Source organism: Methylibium sp. (assembly GCF_035762065.1).
Classification (GTDB): Bacteria; Pseudomonadota; Gammaproteobacteria; order Burkholderiales; family Burkholderiaceae_C; genus Methylibium.
In genome coordinates this window covers 130,768-153,012 of the sequence record NZ_DASTPW010000048.1, presented here as the reverse complement: position 1 = coordinate 153,012, position 22,245 = coordinate 130,768, and the positions used below count along the sequence as shown (strand labels likewise).

Below are 22,245 nucleotides of genomic sequence, written 5' to 3'. Positions count from 1 at the left end.
CTTTGCTGGGGTGACCGCACCGACCATGAAATCCATCTGGATCGTTGACGACGACCAATCGATACGCTTTGTGCTCGAGAAGGCGCTGGTGCGCGACGAGCTGCCGGTGCGCAGCTTCTCGAACCCGCGCGAGGTGCTCGCGGCCATTGACGCGGGCGAGACGCCGCAGGTGCTGGTCAGCGACATCCGCATGCCCGGCGGCTCGGGCATCGATCTGCTCGGTTCGGTGAAGGAGCGGCTGCCCGGCCTGCCGGTCATCGTGATGACCGCGTACTCCGATCTCGACAGCGCGGTCTCGGCCTTCCAGGGCGGCGCCTTCGAATACCTGCCGAAACCCTTCGATCTGCCGAAGGCGGTCGAGCTGATCCGGCGCGCGCTCGACGAGAGCGTGCGCGAGGACGTGGTGGACGAGCGGGCCACCGAGGTGCCGGAGATCCTGGGCCAGGCGCCGGCGATGCAGGACGTGTTCCGCGCGATCGGCCGGCTTTCGCAGAGCCACGTGACGGTGCTCATCACCGGCGAAAGCGGCAGCGGCAAGGAGCTGGTCGCGCGCGCGCTGCACAAGCACAGCCCGCGCGGCGACGCCGGCAGCAAAGGACCGTTCGTCGCCATCAACACGGCGGCGATCCCGAAGGACCTGCTCGAGAGCGAGCTCTTCGGCCACGAGCGCGGCGCCTTCACCGGCGCGCAGACCACGCGGCGCGGCCGTTTCGAGCAGGCCGACGGCGGCACGCTCTTCCTCGACGAGATCGGCGACATGCCCTTCGACCTGCAGACGCGCTTGCTGCGCGTGCTCAGCGACGGGCAGTTCTACCGCGTCGGCGGCCACAACCCGTTGAAAAGCAACGTGCGCGTGATCGCCGCGACGCACCAGGACCTGGAGCAGCGCGTCAAGCAGGGCGCGTTCCGCGAAGACCTGTTCCACCGCCTGAACGTCATCCGCCTGCGGCTGCCTTCGCTGCGCGAGCGGCGCGAGGACATTCCCGCGCTCGCGCGCAGCTTCCTGCAGAAGAGCGCCAAGGAGCTGGGCGTCGAGACCAAGCGCCTGAGCGACGCGGCGCTCGCGCGCCTGTGCGCCTTCGACTACCCGGGCAACGTGCGCCAGCTCGAAAACGTCTGCCACTGGCTCACCGTGATGGCGCCCGCGCAGACCATCGACGCGAAGGACCTGCCGCCCGAGCTTCTCGGCGCAGCGGGCGAGCCGATGCCGGCGGCGCGGCCTGCCGCGGATGCCGCATCGGCGTTCGAGCCGGCGCGGGCCGCGGCGCCGTTCGAGCGGCCGCTTCCCGTGGCGCCGACGCCCGGGCTGTGGCTTGACGATCTCGAGCGCGAGGCGCGCGTCATGCTCGAGGCCGGCGTGCCCGACGTCTGGAACGCGCTGACCGAGAAGTTCGAGGGCCGCATGATTCTCACCGCGCTCGACCTCACCCGCGGCCGCCGCATCGAGGCGGCGCACAAGCTGGGCATCGGCCGCAACACGATCACCCGCAAAATCCAGGAGCTCGGGCTCGACGATTGAGCCCGCTGTCTGCGGAGGTCGCGATGAGCCGTCTTTCTTGCTTGCGTCTGTTCGCGCTCGCCGTTGTCGCTGCGGCGCCCGCGGTCGTGTCCGCACAGTCGTTGAAGCCGGGACTGTGGGAGGTGCAGAACCGGATGCAGCTCGACGCCGCGCAGCAGAAGCAGATGGACGAGATGCGCAAGCAGATGGCCGCGATGCCCGAAGCCCAGCGCAAGCAGATCGAGCAGATGCTCGCGCAGCAGGGTGCCGGCGTCGACGTGGCCGGCGGCGGCACCAAGGTGCGGCTGTGCCTGACGAAGGACGACGTGGCGCGCGACACGCCGCCGGTCGATGCGCGCACCGACTGCAGCTACGACGGCAAGCGCAACGGCGCGACGCAGCAGGTCCGGTACGTGTGCACGAAGCCGCCCTCGCAGGGCGAGATCGAGGTCACGACCGTCAGCCCCGAGCGCTACACGATGAAGATGACCGGCACCGCCGGCGCCGGCAAGCCGGTGGCGATGCAAGGCGAGGGCCGCTGGCTCGCGGCCGACTGTGGCGACGTGAAGCCCGCGAGCGCGGCGACGCCCAAGAAGTAGCGCTCAGCCGAGCGTCACGATCACCGGCGCGTGATCGCTCGGCCGCTCGTTCTTGCGCGGCAGCTTGTCGATCGTGCAGGCGGTGACGGCAGGCTTCACCGCGTCGCTCACCAGCACGTGGTCGATGCGCAGCCCCTGGTTCTTGCGGAAGCGAAGCTCGCGGTAGTCCCACCAGCTCCAGCTCTTCGGCGGCTGCTCGAAGAGCCGGAAGGCGTCGTGCAGGCCCAGGCCGAGCAGCGCCTGGAAATGCGCGCGTTCCTCCGGCGTGCAGTGGATCTGCCCGGCCCACGCGACGGGGTCGTAGACGTCGCGGTCTTCCGGCGCGATGTTGAAGTCGCCCATCAGCACCAGGTGCGGATGCGCCGCGAGTTCCTCGCGCAGCCAGTCGCGCAGCGCACGCAGCCACTGCATCTTGTAGTTGAACTTCTCGCTGCCGGGCGCCTGGCCGTTGGGGAAGTAGGCGCCGATCACGCGCAGGTCGCATGCTTGGTTGTCGCCATCGCGGCCGAAGGCGCCGCAGCGCACGGTGCCGGCGATCACGCGGGCCTGCTCGTCGGTGAATGCGGGGATGTTGCGAACATGGCCGAGCGAGGGTGTGCGCGACAGCAGCGCGACGCCGTTGTAGGTCTTCTGGCCGAACCAGTGCACCTCGTAGCCGGCGGCCTCGATCTCGGCGCGCGGAAACTTGTCGTCGGTCAGCTTGGTTTCCTGAAGCACCAGCACGTCCACCGGATTGGCGCCGAGCCAATCGAGCACCTGCGGCAGCCGCACCGCGAGCGAGTTGATGTTCCAGGTGGCGAGCTTCAAGGCGTTCTCCGTCCGGGGGGCGAGCCGGCATTCTCTTCGTCGCGCCGCCGCGGGTCGGCTGCGAATCCCGCTTGCTGCGCGGCCCGCATGAAGACGATCGTGGTGTTCCAGGGCGGCGGCGCGCTCGGCGCGTTCGGCGCCGGTGCCTGGCGGCATCGGCTGCGCTGCGCGATGCGCGCCTGATCGCGGTGGCCGGTGCCTCGATGGCGCGCTGAACGCCGCGATGGTGGCGCACCGGCACGCCGATCCGGACCGCGGCAGCGCCGCGCTGCTTTCGCTGTGGCGCGACGAGATCGCGACGCCCACCTGGCCGATCTTCGGCGCCTCGACGCTGCGCATGCCGCCCACCGGCGCAAGCCTCGACGACTGGAGCGGCTTCGCCACCGGCATCCTGCTCGGCGGCGCGCTGCCGTGCGCGCGGGGGCGCAGCGGCAGCCGCTTGCGGGCCTCGAGCGGCTGGGCCGGCCGCCGCATCGGCCGCCGGCATCGCGTGATCCGCGAGCCGTTGCACGAGGACGGCGTCAGCGGCCAGTTCGACTATCCGCGCCAGCGCGTCAAGCGCCTGATCGCGCAGGGCGAGCCGGCGGTGGCGCGTCTGTCGCAGGCCGAGGGCGCGACGGTGCCGGTCTGATCGCACGTCCGGCGCGCTCGCACGGCGCTTGCCAAGCGGAAGCATGACCGCTTCCCTCGACACCTCTTCGTTCGGCTTCGACTACCTCGTCGTCGGCGCCGGCTTTGCCGGCAGCGTGCTGGCCGAGCGGCTCGCGAGCCAGCTGGATGCGAGCGTGCTCGTCGTCGACAAGCGGCCGCACATCGGCGGCAACGCCTACGACCGCCACGACGACGCCGGCCTGCTGGTCCACCCCTACGGCCCGCACATCTTCCATACCAACTCGGCGGAGGTGTTCGGCTACCTCTCGCAGTTCACCGCATGGCGGCCCTATCAGCACCGGGTGCTCGCGAGCGTCGACGGGCAGCTGGTGCCGCTGCCGATCAACCTCGATACCGTCAACCGGCTCTACGGCCTGCACCTCGACGCGACGCAGCTCGCCGAATGGTTCAAGTCGGTCGCCGAGCCGCGCGAGACGCTGGTGACGGCCGAAGACGCGGTGGTGAGCCAGGTCGGCCGCGACCTCTACAACAAGTTCTTCCGCGGCTACACGCGCAAGCAGTGGGCGCTCGATCCTTCGCAGCTCGACGCGAGCGTCACCGCGCGGGTGCCGGCGCGCCTGAATCGCGACGACCGCTATTTCGCCGACACCTACCAGGCGATGCCGCTGCACGGCTACACGCGGATGTTCGAGGCCATGCTGCGCCACCCGAAGATCAAGCTGATGCTCAACACCGACTTCGAGGAAGTGCGCGCGCTGCTGCCGCACCGGCACCTCGTCTACACCGGCCCGATCGATGCCTTCTTCGGCTACCGCCACGGCCGCCTGCCCTACCGCAGCCTGCGCTTCGAGCACCTGACGCTCGCGCAGGAGCATTTCCAGCCGGTCGGCACGGTCAACCATCCGAACGACTACGCCTACACGCGCGTCACCGAGTTCAAGCACCTGACCGGGCAGATGCATCCGCAGACCTCGATCGTCTACGAGTACCCGCAGAGCGAAGGCGACCCCTACTACCCGGTGCCGCAGCCGGAGAGCGCGACGCTCTACAAGCGCTACGCGCACGACGCCGAGGCGGTGGGCGAGGAAGTCAGCTTCGTCGGCCGGCTCGCGAGCTACCGCTACTACAACATGGACCAGGTGGTCGGCCAGGCGCTCGCCACCTTCAAGCGCCTGCAGGCAAGGCATGCCGAGCGCATCGCGCCGCGGCCGAAGGCGGTGGCCGAGGCGGTGCCCAGCGCGCTGCGCAACGGCCGCTACGGCAGCGCCGGCGCAGTGGTCGCGTCGTGACGCGCCATGGGGTGGCCAGCCCGCGCCCGCTGGCGCGGGCCAACTCGCTGGCACTCTGGGGCGGCGTCGAATGCACGGCCAACCGAGTGCAGGACCGCTGGTTCCACCAGCTCGAACGCAGCGGTCATGCGCAGCGCGACGACGATCTCGAGCGCTTCGCCTCGCTCGGCATCGAGGCGATCCGCTATCCGGTGCTGTGGGAGCGCATCGCACCCGACGGCCTGCAGCATGCCGACTGGCGCTGGCCCGACGCACGGCTCGCACGCCTGCGCGAGCTCGGGCTGCGCCCGATCGTCGGCCTCGTGCACCACGGCAGCGGCCCTTCGCACACGCATCTGCTCGACGACCACTTCCCCGGCGGGCTCGCCGACTACGCGCGCGCGGTCGCCGAGCGCTACCCGTGGGTGCGCGACTACACGCCGGTCAACGAGCCGCTGACCACCGCGCGCTTCAGCGCGCTGTACGGCGTCTGGTACCCGCATGCCAGGAGCGACGCAGCCTTCGTGCGCGCGGTGCTGAACCAGTGCCGCGCGACGGTGCTCGCGATGCGCGCGATCCGCGCGGTGAATCCCGAAGCGCGCCTGGTGCAGACCGACGACCTCGGCAAGACCACCAGCCGCCCGGCGCTCGCCGACGTCGCCGAGTTCTACAACCAGCGCCGCTGGCTCGGCTGGGACCTGCTATGCGGCCGCGTCGATCGCTCGCACCCGCTGCACGGCTACCTGCGCGAGCACGGCGCGTCGGAGGCCGAGCTCGACCGGTTCCGCGAACGACCCTGTCCGCCCGATGTCCTGGGCGTCAACTACTACATCACCGGCGAGCGCTGGCTCGACGAACGGGTCGAGCGCTTCGCGCCCGCGCACCGCGGCGGGGCCGGGGGGCGGCCCTTCGCCGACATCGAAGTGGCGCGCGCCCTGCGCGCGCCGCCGGGGGGCATCGGGCCGCTGCTCGCCGAGGCCTGGGCGCGCTATCGCATTCCGCTGGCGGTCACCGAGGCGCACATCGACGCGAACCGCGAGGACCAACTGCGCTGGATCGACGAGATCTGGCGCGCCACGCAAGCCGTGCGGCAAGAAGGGGCGCAGGTGGAGGCGGTGACGGTCTGGGCGCTGCTCGGCTCCTTCGACTGGAACTGCCTGGTGACCGAGGCGCGCGGCTACTACGAGCCCGGCGCCTTCGACGTGCGCGCTTCGCCGCCCCGGCCCACCGCGATCGCCGCGCTGATGCGCGAGCTGGCCGCGGGGGTTGCGCCGAGCCATCCGGTGCTCGCGCACGGGGAAGGCTGGTGGCGGCGCGCGCACGGCCGCTTCCTGTGCGAGCCAGCCGACGACGACGCGCTGGCGCCGCCTTCGCCCGAGCGGGCCGCAGCCCACGCCCGCACGCCGCGGCCGCTGCTCGTCACCGGCGCCCTCGGCACGCTGGGCAGCGCCTTCGTGCGGCTGTGCGAACAGCGCGAGCTTGGCTGCGTCGGTCTCGCGCGCACCGCGCTCGACATCGCCGACCCGGCGGCGGTCGCGGCCGCGCTCGATGCGCATCGGCCCTGGGCGGTGGTGAACGCCGGCGGCTACGTGCGCGTGGACCAGGCCGAGGGCGACCGTGCCGCCTGCCTGCGCGCGAACGCGGTCGGCGCCGAGGTGCTCGCGCGCGCCTGCGCGGCGCGCGGCATCGCGATGCTGGGCTTCTCCACCGACCTCGTGTTCGATGGACGGCTCGCGCGGCCGTACCTCGAATCGGATCGCGTCGCGCCGCTGAACGTCTACGGCATGAGCAAGGCCGCGGCCGAGGCCGCGGTGCTCGGCGCGCACGACCAGGCGCTGATGGTGCGCACCAGCGCCTTCTTCGGCCCCTGGGACACCAGCAACTTCCTCTGGCACACCGCGAGCTCGCTCGCGCGCGGCGAGGCGGTGCGCGCGGCCGACGACATCGTCGTCACGCCGACCTACGTGCCCGATCTCGTGCATGCCTGCCTGGACCTGCTGATCGACCGCGCCAGCGGCCTGTGGCACCTGTCGAACGGCGACCCGTTGAGCTGGCATCAATGGGCGCAGCGCGCCGCGCGGCTGCGCGGGCTCGACCACGCGCTGGTGCATCCGGGCGACGCGGTCGCTGCCGGCGGCGCCGCGCGGCCGAAGTACAGCGCGCTGGACAGCGAGCGCGGCCGGCTGCTGCCGAGTTTCGACAGCGCGCTCGAGCGTTTCTTCGCCGCGCTCGAAGATCCGGCGCAGCGCGCGCTGCAGGGCTTCCCCGTTGCGGCCCGCTGAACGGAAGTCCGAGCCTCCGGCATGGGCGTTGCCGAGCGAAGGCACCGCCGGATCGTCGATCGAGCGGTCCATCCTCATCCCCCGATGCCACGACCGCGGAGACACGCCATGCTGAACTTTTCCTCCCGCTCCGCCTTGCCCGTGCTGGTGTTCTCGCATCTGCCGTGGAACTTCGTCTACCAGCGCCCGCAGCACCTGCTCTCGCGCATCGCGGCGAGGCACCGCGTGGTCTTCGTCGAGGAGCCGCGCCACGAGGCGGGCTGCGCGCCGCGGCTCGAACGGCTCGCCGAGGTCGCGCCCGGCGTCACCGTGCTGCAGCCGGTCACCGGCCTCGCCGAGCGCGGCTTCACCCGCGCGCAGATGGCGCTGATCACGCCGCTCGTCGTGCGGCTGCGCGATGAGGAACGCTGGCCCGCGCACATCGCGTGGATGTACACGCCCATGGCGGTGCCTGCGCTGGCGCGCCTCGATCCGGCGGTGGTGGTCTACGACTGCATGGACGAGCTCAGCGCCTTCAAGGGTGCCGCGCCCGAGCTGCCGCTGCTCGAACGCGAGTTGCTGCGACGCGCCGATCTGGTGATCACCGGCGGCCCGAGCCTCTACGAGGCCAAGCGCAACCTGCATCCGAACGTGCACTGCCTGCCGAGCGCGGTCGACGCCGCGCACTACCAGCGGGCCACCCCGCCGCTGCGCAAGCGCGCGGCCTTCGCCGAGGCGCAGCGGCAGGCGGAGGCGCTGCACGAGACGATCGGCCGGCCGCGGCTCGGCTTCTTCGGCGTGATCGACGAGCGGCTCGACCTTGCGCTGATCGACGCGCTCGCCGCGGCCCACGAGGACTGGCAGGTGGTGATGGTCGGCCCCGTGGTCAAGCTCGACGACGTCGCGCTGCCGCGCCGGCCCAACCTGCACTGGCTCGGCCAGCAGCCGTATGCGGTACTGCCGCACCTCGTGGCGGGCTGGGACGCCTGCCTGATGCCGTTCGCGATCAACGAGCACACCCGCTACATCAGCCCGACCAAGACGCTCGAGTACCTGGCCGCCGGCAAGCCCGTGATCAGCACGCCGGTGCGCGACGTCGTCGACATGTACCGCGGTGTCGTCTCGGTCGCGCCCGACGCGCCCCGCTTCATCGCCGCCTGCGCGCACGCGCTGCAGCAGGACGAGGCCAGCCGGCTCGCGCATCGCGCCCGCGCGCAGGCGGTCGTCGCGCGGCACGGATGGCAGGCGGCGGCTGCGCTCGCGCTCGCCTGGCTCGAGACGGCCTGCGATCGCGCCGACGCGCTGAGCCGGATCGAGCCTGCCCCGACGCTCGGCTTCACGGCCGGCGTTCGGTCCGCCGGGTCGAGCGCCTGAGCCGCGGGCGAGCGCTCGATCGATGGGGCTCGGCCCGGTCGACGAAGTCACGCCCGCGGCGCTTGCGCGCGGCGAGGCCGATCTCGTCCGCGACGCCGGCTGGGCGAGCCTGACCGGCGCGCTCTCGGGCGGGGTGATCCTCGCGTCCTTCGCGGTCGAGCTCGGCGCGGGGCCGGCGCAGATCGGGTTGCTTTCGGCGATCCCGTTCATCGCGCAATGGGGCCAGCTGCCGGCGATCGCGCTGGTCGAGCGCTTCCGCCAGCGCCGGCGCATCGGCGTGTGGTCGATCACCGCGGCGCGCGTGCTGATCCTCGGCATCGCAGCGCTGCCGCTGGTGGCGGCGCCGGCCACCGCGTTCCGGGCGCTGCTGATGCTGCAGTTCGTGTCGGCCGCGCTGGTGTCGGTCGGCTCATGCGCGGTCAACGCGTGGCTGCATCAGCTGATCCCGCAGGAGCGGCTCGGCCACTTCTTCGCGCGCCGGCTGTTCTGGGGCACCGCGGCGGCGAGCGCCGGCACGCTGGTCGCCGGCTACCTGATCGAGCGGGCGGCCGCGGGCCAGCGGCTCGAGCCCTATGCCGCCGCCTTCTTCGGTGCGGCGCTCGCCAGCTTCGCGAGCTCCTGGTACCTGTCGCGCGCGCCCGAGCCGCGGATGCAGGACGCGGGGCCGGCGGGCTCGACCTGGTCGCGGCTGCGCGCGCCGGTGCGGGACCGCAACTTTCGCCGCGTGCTCGTCTTCCTCGGCGCGTGGAATCTCGCGTCGAACATCGCGGCGCCGTTCTTCACCGTCTACCTGATCCGGCAACTGGGCTACGGGCTGTCCACCGTCACCGCGTTGTGGGTCACGGGCCAGGTCGCCAACGCGCTGACGCTGTACCTGTGGGGGCGGCTGTCGGATCGGCTGTCGAACAAGGCGGTGCTCGCGGTGGCGCTGCCGGTCTACTTCGCGTGCGTGCTCGCCCTGGTGTTCGCGAGCGCGCTCGACCACGCCGCCGCGCGCCTCGTGCTGCTCGTCGTGCTGCACGCGCTGATGGGCGCGGCCAGCGGCGGCATCGGCCTGGCGAGCGGCAACCTCGGATTGAAGCTCGCGCCGCGCGGGCAGGCGACCGCCTATCTGGCGACCATCGGCCTCGTCTCGGCAACGCTCGGCGGTCTCGCACCGCTCCTCGGCGGCGCGCTGGCCGAGTGGTTCCAGGCGACGCGGCTCGCGCTCGTGGTGCGCTGGGAATCGCCGGTGCGCGAGACCGACATCACGATGCTCGCCTTCGCGCACTGGGAGTTCCTGTTCGCGCTGTCGGCGGCACTCGGGCTCTACGCGATCCACGCGCTGTCGCGCGTGACCGAGGGCGCGGCGATCAGCGAGCGGCTGGTGATCCAGGAGCTGGCGCTCGAGGCGCTGCGCGCGGTCAATCAGCTCTCCACGATCGGCGGCGCGCTTGGCGGGCTGTTCCCGTTCCAGCGGCTGGCCGAGCGCCGCCGCGCGCCGCGCGAGCCCCCGGCCTGATCGATCCGACGCCGCTGCCCAGAAGCGCAAGGTCGAGCGCAGGGTCTCCGGCGGCTCGGGCATGCGCACCGGCCGCACGCCGTCCGCGCGTCGTGCGGCCGGGGCAGGCCGCGTCAGCCGCGGCGGCGCCGGTACTCGACCCAGTCGTAGCGCCAGCCGGCGTCGCTGCGCTGGCTCGTGCGCGAGGTTTCGACGAAAGCGGCGCGGTCCCAGCTCGGGAAGAAGGCGTCGGCGTCGAAGTCGGCGTCGATCTCGGTGAGCACCAGCCGGTCGGCGCGCGGCAACGCCTGCGCGTAGAGCTCGCCGCCGCCGATCACGAACACGCGCGCCTCACCGTGCAGCGCGTCGAGCGCGGCGTCGAGCGAGGGCCGCGGCTCGGCGCCCGGCGCGTGCCAGCCCGGGTTGCGGGTGACGACGAGGTTGCGCCGGCCCGGCAGCGGCCTGAAGGCCGCCGGCAGCGAGTCCCAGGTCTTGCGGCCCATCACCACCGGCGCGCCCATCGTGGTGCGCTTGAAGTGCTGCAGGTCGGCGGGCAGGCGCCACAGCAGCGCGTTGTCCCTGCCGATCGCGCCGTTGCGCGCGACCGCGGCGATCAGCGCCAGCTCCATCGCCGCCTCAGACCGCGACCGGCGCCTTGATGGCCGGATGCGGCTCGTAGCCCTCGAACGCGAAATCGTCGAGCGCGTAGTCGAAGATCGACGCCGGCCGGCGCTTGATCACGAGCCTCGGGTAGGGCCGCGGCGCGCGCGAGAGCTGCTCCTCGACCTGCTCGGCATGGTTGCTGTACAGGTGGCAGTCGCCGCCGGTCCAGACGAAGTCGCCGACGTCCAGCTCGCATTGCTGCGCCAGCATGTGCGTGAGCAGCGCGTAGCTCGCGATGTTGAAAGGCACGCCGAGGAAGACGTCGGCGCTGCGCTGGTAGAGCTGGCAGCTGAGCCTTCCTTCCGCGACGTAGAACTGGAACAGCGCATGGCAGGGCATCAGCGCCATCTTCGACAGCTCGGCGACGTTCCAGGCGCTGACGATGATGCGGCGCGAATCGGGGTTGGTCTTCAGCTGCTTGACGACCTCGGCAATCTGGTCGACGTGGCCGCCGTCCGGCGTCGGCCAGCTCCGCCACTGCACGCCGTAGACGGGGCCGAGCTCGCCGTCGTCGCGCGCCCACTCGTCCCAGATCGTCACGCCGCGTTCTTGAAGCCAGCGTGCGTTGGAGTCGCCGCGCAGGAACCACAGCAACTCCAGGATCACGCTCTTGGTGTGGACCTTCTTCGTCGTGACGAGCGGAAAGCCCGCGCGCAGGTCGAAGCGCATCTGGTGGCCGAACACGCTGGTGGTGCCGGTGCCGGTGCGGTCTTGCTTGAAGACGCCGTGATCGCGCACGTGGCGCATCAGGTCTTCGTAAGGGGTGGGGAGGGTGCTCAAGGTGCGGGCGATTCTGCCGCGCGCACCCGAGCAGGCACCGCGCTCAGGACCTCGGCTGTGCGCCCGACGCCGCCGCCTGCTCCGGCTCGCGCAGGAAGATCTCGACGCGCCGGTTCGCCGCGCGGCCGGACTCGCTGCTGTTGTCGGCCACCGGCTCCTTCGAGCCGCGCCCGGCGGTCTCGACGCGCGCCGGTTGCACGCCGCGCGCGGCGAGGTAGTCGCGCACGCTGTGGGCGCGGTCGAGCGACAGCGGATCGTTGATCGCATCCGACCCGGTCGAATCGGTGTGGCCGATCACGCGCACGCGCATGTTGGGGTCGAGCCCCGCGGCGAAGGTGTCGAGCACGCTGCGCAGCTGCGGGCGCACTTCGGAGCGGCCGGTCGCGAAGCCGCTGTCGGCGGGCACGTTGACCTTCAGCTCGTTGTTCGGCGTCTGCGCGACGTCGATGCCGGTGCCCTGCGTCTGCTGCTCGAGCGCGCGCTTCTTCTCCTCCATCCTGCGCGACCAGATGTTGCCGGCGATCGCGCCGCCGACCGCGCCGATCGCCGCGCCGGTGGCCGCGCCGCGCTTGTTGTCGCCGATCAGCACGCCGGCCACGCCGCCGACCGCCGCGCCGATGCCGGCGCCTTTCGCGGTGCCCTTCTGTTCCTCGCTCATGTTGGCGCAGGCGGCCAGGAGGGAGCCGGCGACGACGGTGGCGAGCCATGCACTCGGCCGCGCGCGGGTGCTGGTGGTGCTGATGCGGATGCCGGTGGGAGCGATGTTCATGGCGGTCTCCTTCGTTGCCTTGCGAATTGCAGCCGCCTCGCGCAGCCGCGTCTGTAGGCCAACGCCGCAGACCGCCGGCCGGTGGTCCGCGACGACCCTCAGGCTTGCAACCTTTGGTGTCGGTTCTCCGGCGCCGCGGCGCCGAACTGCGACGCGGCCAGCCGCTGGTAGAGCCCGCTGCGCGCCATCAGCTCGGCGTGCGTGCCGACGTCGGCGACGCGCCCGGCCTCCAGCACCACGATCCGGTCGGCGTGCATCACCGTACCGAGCCGGTGCGCGATGACGATGGTCGTGCGCCCGCGCATCGCTTCGTCGAGCGCGGCCTGCACATGGCGTTCGCTCTCGCTGTCGAGCGCGCTGGTCGCTTCGTCCAGCAGCAGCAGCGGCGCGTTCTTCAGGATCGCCCGCGCGATGCTGATGCGCTGGCGCTGCCCGCCCGAAAGCCGCACGCCGCGCTCGCCGAGGAAGCTGGCATAGCCGTCGGGCAGCGCGCGGATGAAGTCGTCGGCATGCGCGGCGCGCGCGGCGGCGTGCACCTCCGCGTCGCTGGCGTCGGGCCGGCCGTAGCGGATGTTCTCGAGCGCGCTGGTCGAGAAGATGACGCTGTCCTGCGGCACGAGGCCGATGCGTGCGCGCAGCGCGCCGAGCTCGGCAGCGGCGATCGGCACGCCGTCGATCTCGATGCGGCCGGCCGCGGCGTCGTAGTAGCGCAGCAGCAGCTGGAACACCGTGCTCTTGCCCGCGCCGCTGGGGCCGACGAGCGCGACCGTACGGCCTGGCTCGATCGTGATCGACACGCCGTCGAGCGCCGCCGTCGCCGGCCGCGACGGATAGTGGAAGACGACGCCGTCGAGCACGACGCGCGAGCCCGCGCTCGCCGCCGGCAGCGCGCGCGGCCGCGCCGGGCTCTGGATCGGCGAGCGCGTCTCCAGCAGCTCGATCAGCCGCTCGCTCGCGCCCGCGGCGCGCAGCAGATCGCCCCAGACCTCCGACAGCACCGCGACCGAGCTCACCAGCAGGATCACGTAGATGACCGTCTGGCCCAGGTGTCCGGCGCTGATGTCGCCGCGGATGACGGCCTGCGTGCCCTGGTACAGCCCCCAGAGCAAGGCGCCGAAGGTCGCGGTGATCACGAAGGCGACCAGCCCCGAGCGCATGCGCGTGCGCCGCACCGCGGTCGCGAAGGCCGCTTCGGTGGCCGCGTCGAAGCGCTCGGCCTCGCGCGCCTCCTGCACGTAGCTCTGCACCACCGGCACGGCGTTGAGCACCTCGGCCGCGATCGCGCTCGAATCGGCGACGCGGTCCTGGCTCGCGCGCGACAGGCTCCTCACGCGCCGGCCGAAGCCCACCGCCGGCAGCACCACGAGCACGAGGATGCCGAGCACCTGCGCCATCACGACCGGGTTGGTCGCGACAAGCATCGCGAGCGCGCCCAGGCCCATCACCGCGTTGCGCAGGCCCATGCTGAGCGACGAGCCGACCACCGTCTGCACCAGCGTCGTGTCGGTGGTCAGGCGCGACAGCACCTCGCCGGTCTGCGTGGTCTCGAAGAATTGCGGGCTTTGCCGCACCACGTGCGCATAGACGGCATTGCGCAGGTCGGCGGTGATGCGCTCGCCGAGCCAGCTGACCATGTAGAAGCGCAGCGCCGAGAACACGCCGAGCGCCGCGCCCACCGCGAACAGCGCGGCGAAGTGCTCGCGCATCGCCAGCAGCCGCTCGCCGGGATCGGGGCTGACGAAGCCTTGGTCGATCAGCGCCTTGAGCGCGACGGGAAAAGCCAGCGTCGTGAGCGCGGCCATCACCAGGAAGAAGCCGGCCAGCGCGATGCGGCCGCGGTAGGGCCGCAGGAAGGGCGCGAGCCCTGCCAGCGAACGCGGCGACCGCGCCGGCGGGGCGGCGCGCGCGTCGCGCGCGGTGCCGCTCGCGGTGCCCGGGGTGGTGGGAAGCATCGAAGCCACCGATCGAGTCTATCGGCGGCCTCTCGCGCCGCGTGCCGACCGGCGGCGCGGCTCAGGGCCGCGGCTGCCAGCCGTGGCGGCGCGCCTCCTCGACCATGGCGGCCTCGAGCGGGTGGTAGCGCGTCGCGGAGAGCGCCTGGATCTTCTCGAGCAGCTTGGCGGCTCCGCGCCGGGCCGAGCCGTCGGGGCGCAGGCCGCCTTCGACCTCGCGGTAGCTGCCGGCGTCCTCGTACCCGGCATGGACGACGGCGTGCAGGAAGTTCCCGACGGTCGGGCCGGCCGTGTTGGCCTCGATGCGTTGCGCGGTCAGGCTTCCGTCGACCTGCTTGAGCGCATAGAAGCCGTCGGGCCCGACACCGAGCGCGGTCGGGCGTTCGTAGGCGAGGTTGACCTTGTCGTAGGTCATCGCCACCAGGGTGGCCTGGTCCCGGTCGATGGTCGGCGCGCCGCCGGGCGTGTCGGGCGGGCGCACGGGCACGAGCTGCAGCGGGCGACGAAGCAGGCTGGTCGCGAGCCACGCGAGCGTCGAATGCGCGATGCCTGTCGCGCCGTCGCCGGCCGCGCCGTCGCCGGCCAGCGGCGTGTCCATGCGCAGCCGGGCGATCTCGCGTGACAGCTGCGTGGCTTGCGCGCGTGCGACGCCGCGCGCTCGGTGTTCCTCGTGCGCGGCGTGCGACAGCTCGAAGCCCCCCATCTCCCGGAAGTGCTGGTGGTGCACGTTCAGCACCGCGTCGTCGAGGTGCTCCACGATCGGATCGCCGCGCACGATGGCCGCATGGATCGCGTCCTTCGTCGTGCGCTTGGCGCCGTCGGCGGTGTACGGGTGGCGCCAGAGCGCCAGCTCGCTCGCGGGCAGGGCCTCGCCCGGCTGCACGCCCGGCATGCGCTGCGCATCGGCGACGGTCGCCTGACGGGTGCGTTCCATCGACCGCCCGAGGAAGTAGTTCTTCTCGGTGGCTTCGTAGCGCAAGCGGCCCGCCTCGCCGTCCCATCGGTAAAGGTGGCCGGTGTGCGGATGGATCGCGAGGTCGCCGTCCTGCAGCGCAGGCGGGTTCTCGCCGGGGCCGTAGTAGGCCGGGTGGCGCCGCTCCAGCGCGGCGGTGTCGACCGCCTGCATGTAGACCACCTGCCCGATGTCGGCCGAGTCGTCGCCAGGCTGCTTGCGCGGTTCGGCGTCGATGTGACGCACACTGAACATCCCGCCGGGCATCGCGATCACCTCGGCCTGCACCAGGTCGGTGTAGCGGGTGATGTTGACGGCCGACTGCTGCTCCATCACGAGGCGCTGGCTGCGGTCCTTCGGCAAGGCGCCGAAGGCGAGGGCCTGCCCGAAGGCGGCGGCCAGCCGGCTGGAGGTGGTCGCCGAGAGGATCTCGGTCAGCGCGACGAAGTCCTCGTTCTGGACCAGTTCGGTCGGCGGCTGCGTCGGCCGCGGCACGCCGTAGCGCGCCTCGGTGCCGACCGCGCGCTGCACCAGCGCGGGGTACTTGTCGGCATGCAGGGCGCCGAGGTTCATGTACAGCGCGCCGATCGGATCGAAGCGCCGCGTGGGATCGCCGGTGGTGTTGTTCGGCTTGTTCATCACCTTGTAGTCGAAGCCGATGCCGGGGGCGATCTCCACGCGCTGCGGCTGGCCGGTGACGTCCCAGCGCAGCGGGTAGTGGAAGTACTGCGACTCCTCGGTGTAGTCGCGCACCGCGCTCTTGATGTGCGCCAGCACCGTCTTGCTCAGCCCGATGTTGTCGATGGAGGCAAGCCCCGGCGCTTCCTTCATCACCGCGTGGGGTGCCTTCGCGCCGCGCTGCGCGGAAAGGCTGAAGGTGCTCACGTCGCGCGGCACGCGAGCCGTGTCCATGAGCGCGAGCTTGCCCACGGTGCGCGGCGCGGCGCTGCTCGGGCGGGCGCGGCCGGTCGCGTCGGTGAACACGCGGTAGCGGCGCTCGGGGTCGGCCGGCACGGCGGCGTCGAGCTGCGCCATGTAGTCGCGATGCGCGCCCGGAAGCCCGCTGCGCGCGTTGGTGACCGGCGCGGGGCCGTCGCCGCGTGCCTGCTCGATCATCTCGTCGAAGCGGGCCTGCAGCCTCGCGAGGTGCGCGCGTTGCTGGGCCACGGACATCTCGGGATGGCGCGCGGACTCGCCGGCCTCCGCCAGCTCTTCGGCGATCACGCCCTCGGCGCGCACGAAGGTCTGGTGCGCGCCGATGTGCAGCTTGCGCAGCACCTCGGTGACGCTCTCCAGCAGCTGGAGCGCCGGCTGCTCGACGTGGTTCGCGACCTTGGTGGCTGCGCCGTCGAGCACGAACTTCAGCAGGCCGACGACGTTGCGCAGGCCGCTTTCGCGGGCGTCCTGGTGGTCGAAGGCGCTCGCGTTCGGCCCGATCACGCCGGCATCGTTCAGCAAGCCGGCCACCATCGGCAGCACGAGCCGGTCGGCGCCGCGCACGACGAGGCGCGAGACGGCGGCTTCGCGCAGGTCGATCGCGCGCCGGTCCTTGTCGTAGTCCTTGGAGCTCAGCACCATGCCGAGCGAGCGGAACGTGATGTCGTTCGCCACGTCGAGCAGATGCAGCCCCGCATGGCGTACCGGATGGTTCTGCGGCTCGCCGGCGCGGCGCCGGGTGAACTCGATCAGGCCGTTCACCGCGGCCTGCGGCGCCAGCATCTTGAAATCCTCTTTTCCGCCGCGCGGCAGGCCGACGTCGCGCTGGATCCCGTAGTTGACCGACAGCCGCACCATTTCCTGGGCCGCCGGCACGACGAGATCCATCAGCGCCGTGCTGCCGGGGTTGCGTCGCCCCGTCATCGCGTGGGGCAGCAGCGGCGCGAGCACCCGGTCGGCCAGCTGGAAGGCGGCGGTCACGCCTTGCTGCGCGAGCACCATGAAGAAGATCGCGCGGGCGACGTCGTCGGTTTCGGTCTGGCCGCTGCCCAGGCCGGAGAACGACTGGCCCTTGCCGAACAGCGTGCCGTTGTCGTGCCTCGACTGCAGCTCCTGCAGCACGGCGTTGCTGCCGGCCACGACGAGCGACTTGACGACGCCGACCACCACCGTGTCGACGGCCTTCATCAGGAAGCTGCGATTGCCGCCGACCGCCGGCGTGAAGGTCAGCAGCCGGGCGGCCGAGTGCAGCAGGCCGGTGAGGTTGCCCTTCACGATGCGCGCTCCGTCGTGCATCAGGGGGCCGGCGCGAAGGCTCTCGCCGGACGACAGCACGAGCTGCGGATCGGGGAAGCCGTCGGCGCTGGCGGCCGGTCCGGTGTCGATCCCGCGGTAGCTGTAGACGTCGACATCCGCGCCGACGCCCCGCCCCCCGCCGAAGGCGGCCGCGGCGGCCGACTGCCCGGCCGAGGGCTTGGGATTGAGCAGCTGCATCGCGACGCCGCGATCGTTCAGCCGCAGCCGATGCACGGCCCCGTCTTCGGTCGTCACGTGTAACACGCGGTCGCCGTCGAAGCCCGGGCCGCACATCGCGTTCCAAAGCTGTCCCAGCGTCGCGTTCGTCACGCCCGGCTCGACACCCGCGGGCGACATGACCTCGATCGAGCGGATGCCGTGGATCTCGGCCATCACCGGCCCGTTGACGTTGACCGCGGTGGGCCGGCCGGCTTCGATCTGGCGCTCGAGCGCCTGCTCGTCGCGCTTGAACAGGATGATGCGGTTCTCCGTGACGTTGTAGTCCATGAAGAACGAGCGGGCCGGCTCGCCGCGGCGGTCGGCACCGGTGGGGGCGATCGGCCCGAAGCCCTTGGGCAGCGCGTGCTCCGAGTTCGCCCAGCTCGCCGGGCGCGGCATCGCGGCGAGGTCGGTCGGCGGGTTCATCAGCGCCTCGCCCTGCGATTCCCGTTCGCTGCGGCGCGCGAACAGCTCGGACGCCTCGGACAGCCGGCGCAGCTCGGTGCGCAGCGCCGTCTCCATCGGCGTGACGCCGGGTGCCGGCACCGCCGCGGCGTCCTGATGGTTCGCGATCCAGCGGCTCAGGTCGTCGAACGGCACGATGCGGTCGCCGTAGCCCTTGACGAAGTAGCGGTCCTCGCCGTCCACCGGCTGCTTGATCACCGCGAGCCGCTCGGCGACCGTGTGGTTGCCGTCGCGCGCCGCGACGACCAGCACGCCCGCGTGATCGTTGAGGCTGCGCAAGGGCTTGCCGGCCGAGGCCGAGGGCGACCAAGCGACGAAAGGCTGGGCGATGAAGCCGTTGAACTCCGCGGCGGTCGCGCCGTTGCGCTCGAGCTGCTCGTCGAGCAGCGCCCGGCCCAGCCGGCCGCGCGCTTCCTCCAGCGCGTGCGTGCCGAGGTCGGCGACCACCTGTTCGAGCGCCGTCGCCACCTCGGCGGCCGGGACGCCGCCGGTCGCCGGCCCTTGCGGATGCGGCAGCGCCGGTGCAAGGCGCGTGCGGCCGACTCCGCCGGCCGCATCGGCCATCTCGATCTCGCCCTGGGAGGTCGGGGCCGCGCCCTCGCGGGCGGCCAGGCCCTCCGGCCGGTCGGGTGGTGAAGTGGGGCGTCGAGAAGTGGAGCTTCGAGGCGGCGATGTGGCCGGCGAGTTTCGTAAGGAGTTGGGCGGCACCCGCATGCCGGCGGATCCAAGGCTCTTGACCATCGGGACCTCTGGAGAAACAACCCGAGCAATGTCCCACCCGCCCCGCCCGCGTCGTCCTGCGCCGGCGAAGCGTGGTCGCCCCTGACGAAGCCGAGGCTTACCCGGTGCGCGGCGGCGCGATCGATCCGCGCTTCATGAGCGACACGTCGAACACGGTGCGCCGGCGCGGCTCGGCCGGTGCGCCGATGCGGCGCACGATCGCCTGCACCGCCTCGAAGCCCATGTCGCTGACCGGCATGTCGATCGTCGTGAGCCCGGGACTGCACAGCTCGCTCCACGGGATGTTGTCGAAGCCGACCACCGAGATGTCCTGCGGCACGCGGCGGCCCATCCGCGTCAGCTCCTTCATGACGCCGATCGCGACCACGTCCGCCCCGGCGATGACCGCCGTGACGTCGGCGCGCGCGAGCGTCTCGACCACGCTGGCATCGAGATCCATCGAATAGGCGACCTCCAGCTCCCATACCAGTTGCGCGTCGCCGCGGATCAGTTCGCGCGCCCCGGCGGCACGCTGTCGCGCGCTTTGCGTGTCGCCCGGGCCGCTGAGCATGCCGATGCGCCGGTGCCCGGCTTCGAGCAGCGCGGCGGCCGCCAGCCGGCCGCCGGCCTGGCAGTCGGCCACGATCGAATCGAGCCCGTCGAGCGCGCGGTCGATCACGACGGTGGGCGTGCGGCCGAGGCGGATGTCGGGCGTCGCGGCATCGTCGATCGGGAACCACACGAGGCCGTCGATGCCACGGCGAATCAACGCGGCGATCGAGCGGCTCTCGGCGTCCTTGGCGCCGAAGGTGTCGGTCAGGAAGACGTCGTAGCCGGCGGCGCTCGCGGCGGCCATGACGCTCTGCGTGAGCTGCGGAAAGAAGGGGTTGGTGAGGTCCGGCACGACGAAACCCAGCGCCTTGGTCCGGCCGGTGCGCATCGCCTTGGCGGCGAGGTTGGGGCGGTAGCCGAGCTTTTCGGCGATGGCCTTGACCCGCTGGCGGGTCTGCTGGCCGACCGAGCCGCTGTCGTTGAGGCAGTACGAGACGGTGGCGAGCGACACCCCGGCGGCTTCCGCCACCTGCTTCAGGGTCACGGTTGTTTCATTCTTTTCAGTGAACATGTTCGTAGTTTCACCTTGCCGCTCGTCGGTTGCAAAGCCTCAAGGCGCCCAGGTTGCTAGCTGAGCCGGGAAGCTGTTCGTGGAAACCCGCATTGGAGGCTTTCCGGTGCTGGCCCCAGAATTGCAAAGAGGTGAAACGTTTCATTCACCACTGCTCAGGGAAGCTCGCCATGTTCAAGATCTTCGATGACTTGCGCCTCGCCACCATGATGTTGATGGCCCTCGGTGCCGCTGCGAAACCTGCCTTGGCGCAGACGGACGCTGCCACGGCGCCTGCGCCGGCGGCCTCGGCACCGACGCCGGATCAGCCGGCGCCGGCGCCTGCCGAGCCGCCTGCCGCGGAAAAGCTGGACCGCGTCCAGGTGCTCGGCGCCACCGTCGGTCTGCGGCAGACGCGGGCCAACGTGAAGATCACCGGCGCGGACCTCGACGCGTATCCGCCCGGCGTCAGCGCCGACAAGGTGCTCGAGCGGGTCTCGGGGATCCAGCAGGGATCGTCGAACGCCTTCGGCGGCGACGGCTTCGAAAGCACGATCAACATGCGCGGCTTCGGCAAAGACAGCGTCGGCTTTTCGGTCGATGGCATCCCCAACGGCCGCACCACACTGGGCGGCGGCTCGGTGCCGACGCGCTATTTCGATGCATCGAACCTGGCCGGCGTGGACGTGTCGCAGTCGGCCGGCATCGTCGGCGCGCCGTCGCACCAGGCACTGGTGGGCCACATCAACTACCTGACGCAAGACCCCGAGAAGCGCTTCCGCCTCAGCGGTGAAGCGGCGATGGGCAGCGACAACTACCAGCGCTTCTACGCGCGCATCGACAGCGGCGAGCTGCTCAAGGGCGTGAGCAGCTACCTGAGCGTCTCGCGTCAGCGCTCGGTCGTCTCCTACGTGGACGACCCCTACGGCGTGAACGAACGCGACCACGTGGACTTCAAGGCGGTGGCTCGGCTGGGCGGCGGCTCGGTGGTCAAGTTCCGCAGCGGCTGGAACGACCGCCGGGAGACCAGCGGTACCAACATCGTCACGCTCGCGCAGTTCCGAGCCAACCCGCGTGCCGACGGCTACACCGACAGCTGGACCGGCGTGCCTTCGCGCGACCGCAACTTCCGCGGCCTCAAGGGCAACCCGCGCGGCGACTGGCTGACGCATCTGGAGGGCAATATCCCGCTGGGCGCCGGTCTCAACCTCGACGCGAAGGTCTACTACCACACGCAAGACGGCACCGGCAAGGAGACCGGCCTCGGCAACGGCGGCTTCCCCGGCATGGACGGCAGCGCCAGCAGCATCTACTTCCGCTCGAACGACTACGAACTCGAGCGCCGCGGCGTGCTGACCGAGCTGAACGGCAAGCAAAGCGAGCTGATCGACTGGCGCATCGGCGGCTGGCTGGAGAACTACAAGCGCGGCCAGACCCGCCGCTGGTACCCGGTGCTCGACGAAGCGGTCGGGCCGGCCTACGCCTCGCAGCCCGACTTCATCAGCGAAGACAAGCGCTGGCTCAACCGCATGGCGATGGTCTACGCGGCCAACCGCAGCAGCTTCCTCGAGGGTCGGCTGAAGTTCGACTACGGCCTGAGCTACATGGACAACCGGGTCGACTACAGCGCGCCGATCCAGGACTCGCGCACCTCGCGCTTCGGCTTCGTGAACCAGGCGCGGGTCGATTCGGGCGTGCTGCCCAAGCTCGGCGTCGTCTATGCCGTGCAGCCGAACACCGAGGTCTTCGCCGGGGCGGCGCGCAACGCGGCCGCGGTGACCGACGCCACGCTCGAGGGCAACGCCGCGGCCACGCTGGCGGCGGCGCAGACCGTCCGCGACATGGACACCGCCGACGCCTTCGACCTCGGCCTGCGCCATCGCGGCGACAACTACGCGCTGGGCGTGCAGGCCTTCTCGATCAAGTCGAAGGAGGTCGTCGCCGCCGACATCGCCGGCACGCTGCAATCCGAGAACGTCGACCAGGGCCGGCGCATCCGCGGCGTCGAATTCACCTACAACCTGCGCTTCGACGAGCTGCGCCTCTACGCGGCCTACACGATGCAGAAGGGCCGCTACGAGCTGAGCGACGTCGATGCCGCGGGCAACCCGCCGCGGGGCTTCATCCGCGACGGTGCCGACCTCATCGGCATCGCCAAGCGCAACCTGTTCTCCGAGGTGGTGTGGCAACCGAACGAGGTCGTGAAGCTGGCGCTGAACGTGCGCCACACCGGCAGCCGGCCCGGCTACTACGCGAACGCGCGCATCGCCGGCAGCGGCGTGGACGAGCGCCTGCCCAGCTACACGCTGCTGGGCTTGAGCGGCTCGCTCGACTTCGAGAAGCTGCGCGTCGGCTTCAACATCGAGAACCTGACCGACAAGCGCTACATCGGCGGCATCGCGCCGGAGCTGCTGACGACATCGTCGGTCGCGGGCCGCTACTTCATCGGCTCGCCGCGCGCGGCGATCCTCTGGGTGCGTGCCGAGTACTGA

Annotated in this window: 15 protein-coding genes; 8 read left to right on the top strand and 7 right to left on the bottom strand. The window is 71.5% G+C overall.

The genetic code is table 11. The features are described from left to right. Nucleotides 1–25 precede the first annotated feature (25 nt). On the top strand, nt 26–1,519 hold the full coding sequence (ntrC, locus tag VFR90_RS14335) for a nitrogen regulation protein NR(I) (RefSeq protein WP_326406819.1): 1,494 nt from the start codon (nt 26–28) through the stop codon (nt 1,517–1,519). 23 nt (nt 1,520–1,542) lie between these two features. Continuing rightward, complete coding sequence (locus VFR90_RS14330; RefSeq protein WP_326406818.1) at nt 1,543–2,097, top strand: DUF3617 domain-containing protein; 555 nt, start codon at nt 1,543–1,545, stop codon at nt 2,095–2,097. A 3-nt stretch (nt 2,098–2,100) separates the two neighbouring features. On the opposite strand, the gene xth is transcribed toward VFR90_RS14330, so the two are convergent. Further along, complete coding sequence (gene xth / locus VFR90_RS14325; protein WP_326406817.1) at nt 2,101–2,904, bottom strand: exodeoxyribonuclease III; 804 nt, start codon at nt 2,902–2,904, stop codon at nt 2,101–2,103. A gap of 223 nt (nt 2,905–3,127) precedes the next feature. Here xth and VFR90_RS14320 point away from each other — a divergent pair, with 223 nt between their 5' ends. The 5 genes from VFR90_RS14320 (at nt 3,128) to VFR90_RS14300 (ending at nt 9,920) form a co-directional block, all read left to right on the top strand. After that, complete coding sequence (locus VFR90_RS14320; RefSeq protein WP_326406816.1) at nt 3,128–3,535, top strand: hypothetical protein; 408 nt, start codon at nt 3,128–3,130, stop codon at nt 3,533–3,535. 43 nt (nt 3,536–3,578) lie between these two features. Continuing rightward, nucleotides 3,579–4,805, top strand: coding sequence for a UDP-galactopyranose mutase (gene glf / locus VFR90_RS14315; protein ID WP_326406815.1), 1,227 nt, complete (start codon nt 3,579–3,581; stop codon nt 4,803–4,805). Nucleotides 4,806–4,816: 11 nt separating this feature from the next. After that, nucleotides 4,817–7,066: an SDR family oxidoreductase gene (locus tag VFR90_RS14310; RefSeq protein WP_326406814.1), complete on the top strand. Its 2,250-nt coding sequence runs from the start codon at nt 4,817–4,819 to the stop codon at nt 7,064–7,066. Nucleotides 7,067–7,174: 108 nt separating this feature from the next. Next, nucleotides 7,175–8,419 carry a glycosyltransferase gene (locus tag VFR90_RS14305; protein ID WP_326406813.1) on the top strand — a complete coding sequence of 415 codons (1,245 nt, stop codon included), beginning with the start codon at nt 7,175–7,177 and terminating at the stop codon, nt 8,417–8,419. A gap of 22 nt (nt 8,420–8,441) precedes the next feature. Next, the gene (locus VFR90_RS14300; RefSeq protein WP_326406812.1) at nt 8,442–9,920 is read left to right on the top strand and encodes an MFS transporter; all 1,479 of its coding nucleotides are present in this window, start codon (nt 8,442–8,444) and stop codon (nt 9,918–9,920) included. Nucleotides 9,921–10,033: 113 nt separating this feature from the next. Here the strand turns inward: VFR90_RS14300 and VFR90_RS14295 are convergent, their stop codons facing one another. The 6 genes from VFR90_RS14295 to VFR90_RS14270 form a co-directional block, all read right to left on the bottom strand. Then, nucleotides 10,034–10,528 carry a dihydrofolate reductase gene (locus VFR90_RS14295; protein ID WP_326406811.1) on the bottom strand — a complete coding sequence of 165 codons (495 nt, stop codon included), beginning with the start codon at nt 10,526–10,528 and terminating at the stop codon, nt 10,034–10,036. Between the two features lie 7 nt (nt 10,529–10,535). Next, on the bottom strand, nt 10,536–11,342 hold the full coding sequence (locus VFR90_RS14290; RefSeq protein WP_414676538.1) for a thymidylate synthase: 807 nt from the start codon (nt 11,340–11,342) through the stop codon (nt 10,536–10,538). Between the two features lie 43 nt (nt 11,343–11,385). After that, on the bottom strand, nt 11,386–12,111 hold the full coding sequence (locus VFR90_RS14285; protein ID WP_326406810.1) for a YiaD family glycine zipper/OmpA-like lipoprotein: 726 nt from the start codon (nt 12,109–12,111) through the stop codon (nt 11,386–11,388). Between the two features lie 98 nt (nt 12,112–12,209). After that, nucleotides 12,210–14,063, bottom strand: coding sequence for an ABC transporter transmembrane domain-containing protein (locus tag VFR90_RS14280; RefSeq protein WP_326406809.1), 1,854 nt, complete (start codon nt 14,061–14,063; stop codon nt 12,210–12,212). Between the two features lie 61 nt (nt 14,064–14,124). Further along, a complete protein-coding gene (locus VFR90_RS14275; protein ID WP_326406808.1) occupies nt 14,125–18,495 on the bottom strand; it encodes a hypothetical protein in 4,371 nt (1,456 codons plus the stop codon). A gap of 274 nt (nt 18,496–18,769) precedes the next feature. After that, a complete protein-coding gene (locus VFR90_RS14270; RefSeq protein ID WP_326406807.1) occupies nt 18,770–19,747 on the bottom strand; it encodes a LacI family DNA-binding transcriptional regulator in 978 nt (325 codons plus the stop codon). 197 nt (nt 19,748–19,944) lie between these two features. Here VFR90_RS14270 and VFR90_RS14265 point away from each other — a divergent pair, with 197 nt between their 5' ends. Further along, on the top strand, nt 19,945–22,245 hold the full coding sequence (locus VFR90_RS14265) for a TonB-dependent receptor (RefSeq protein WP_326406806.1): 2,301 nt from the start codon (nt 19,945–19,947) through the stop codon (nt 22,243–22,245).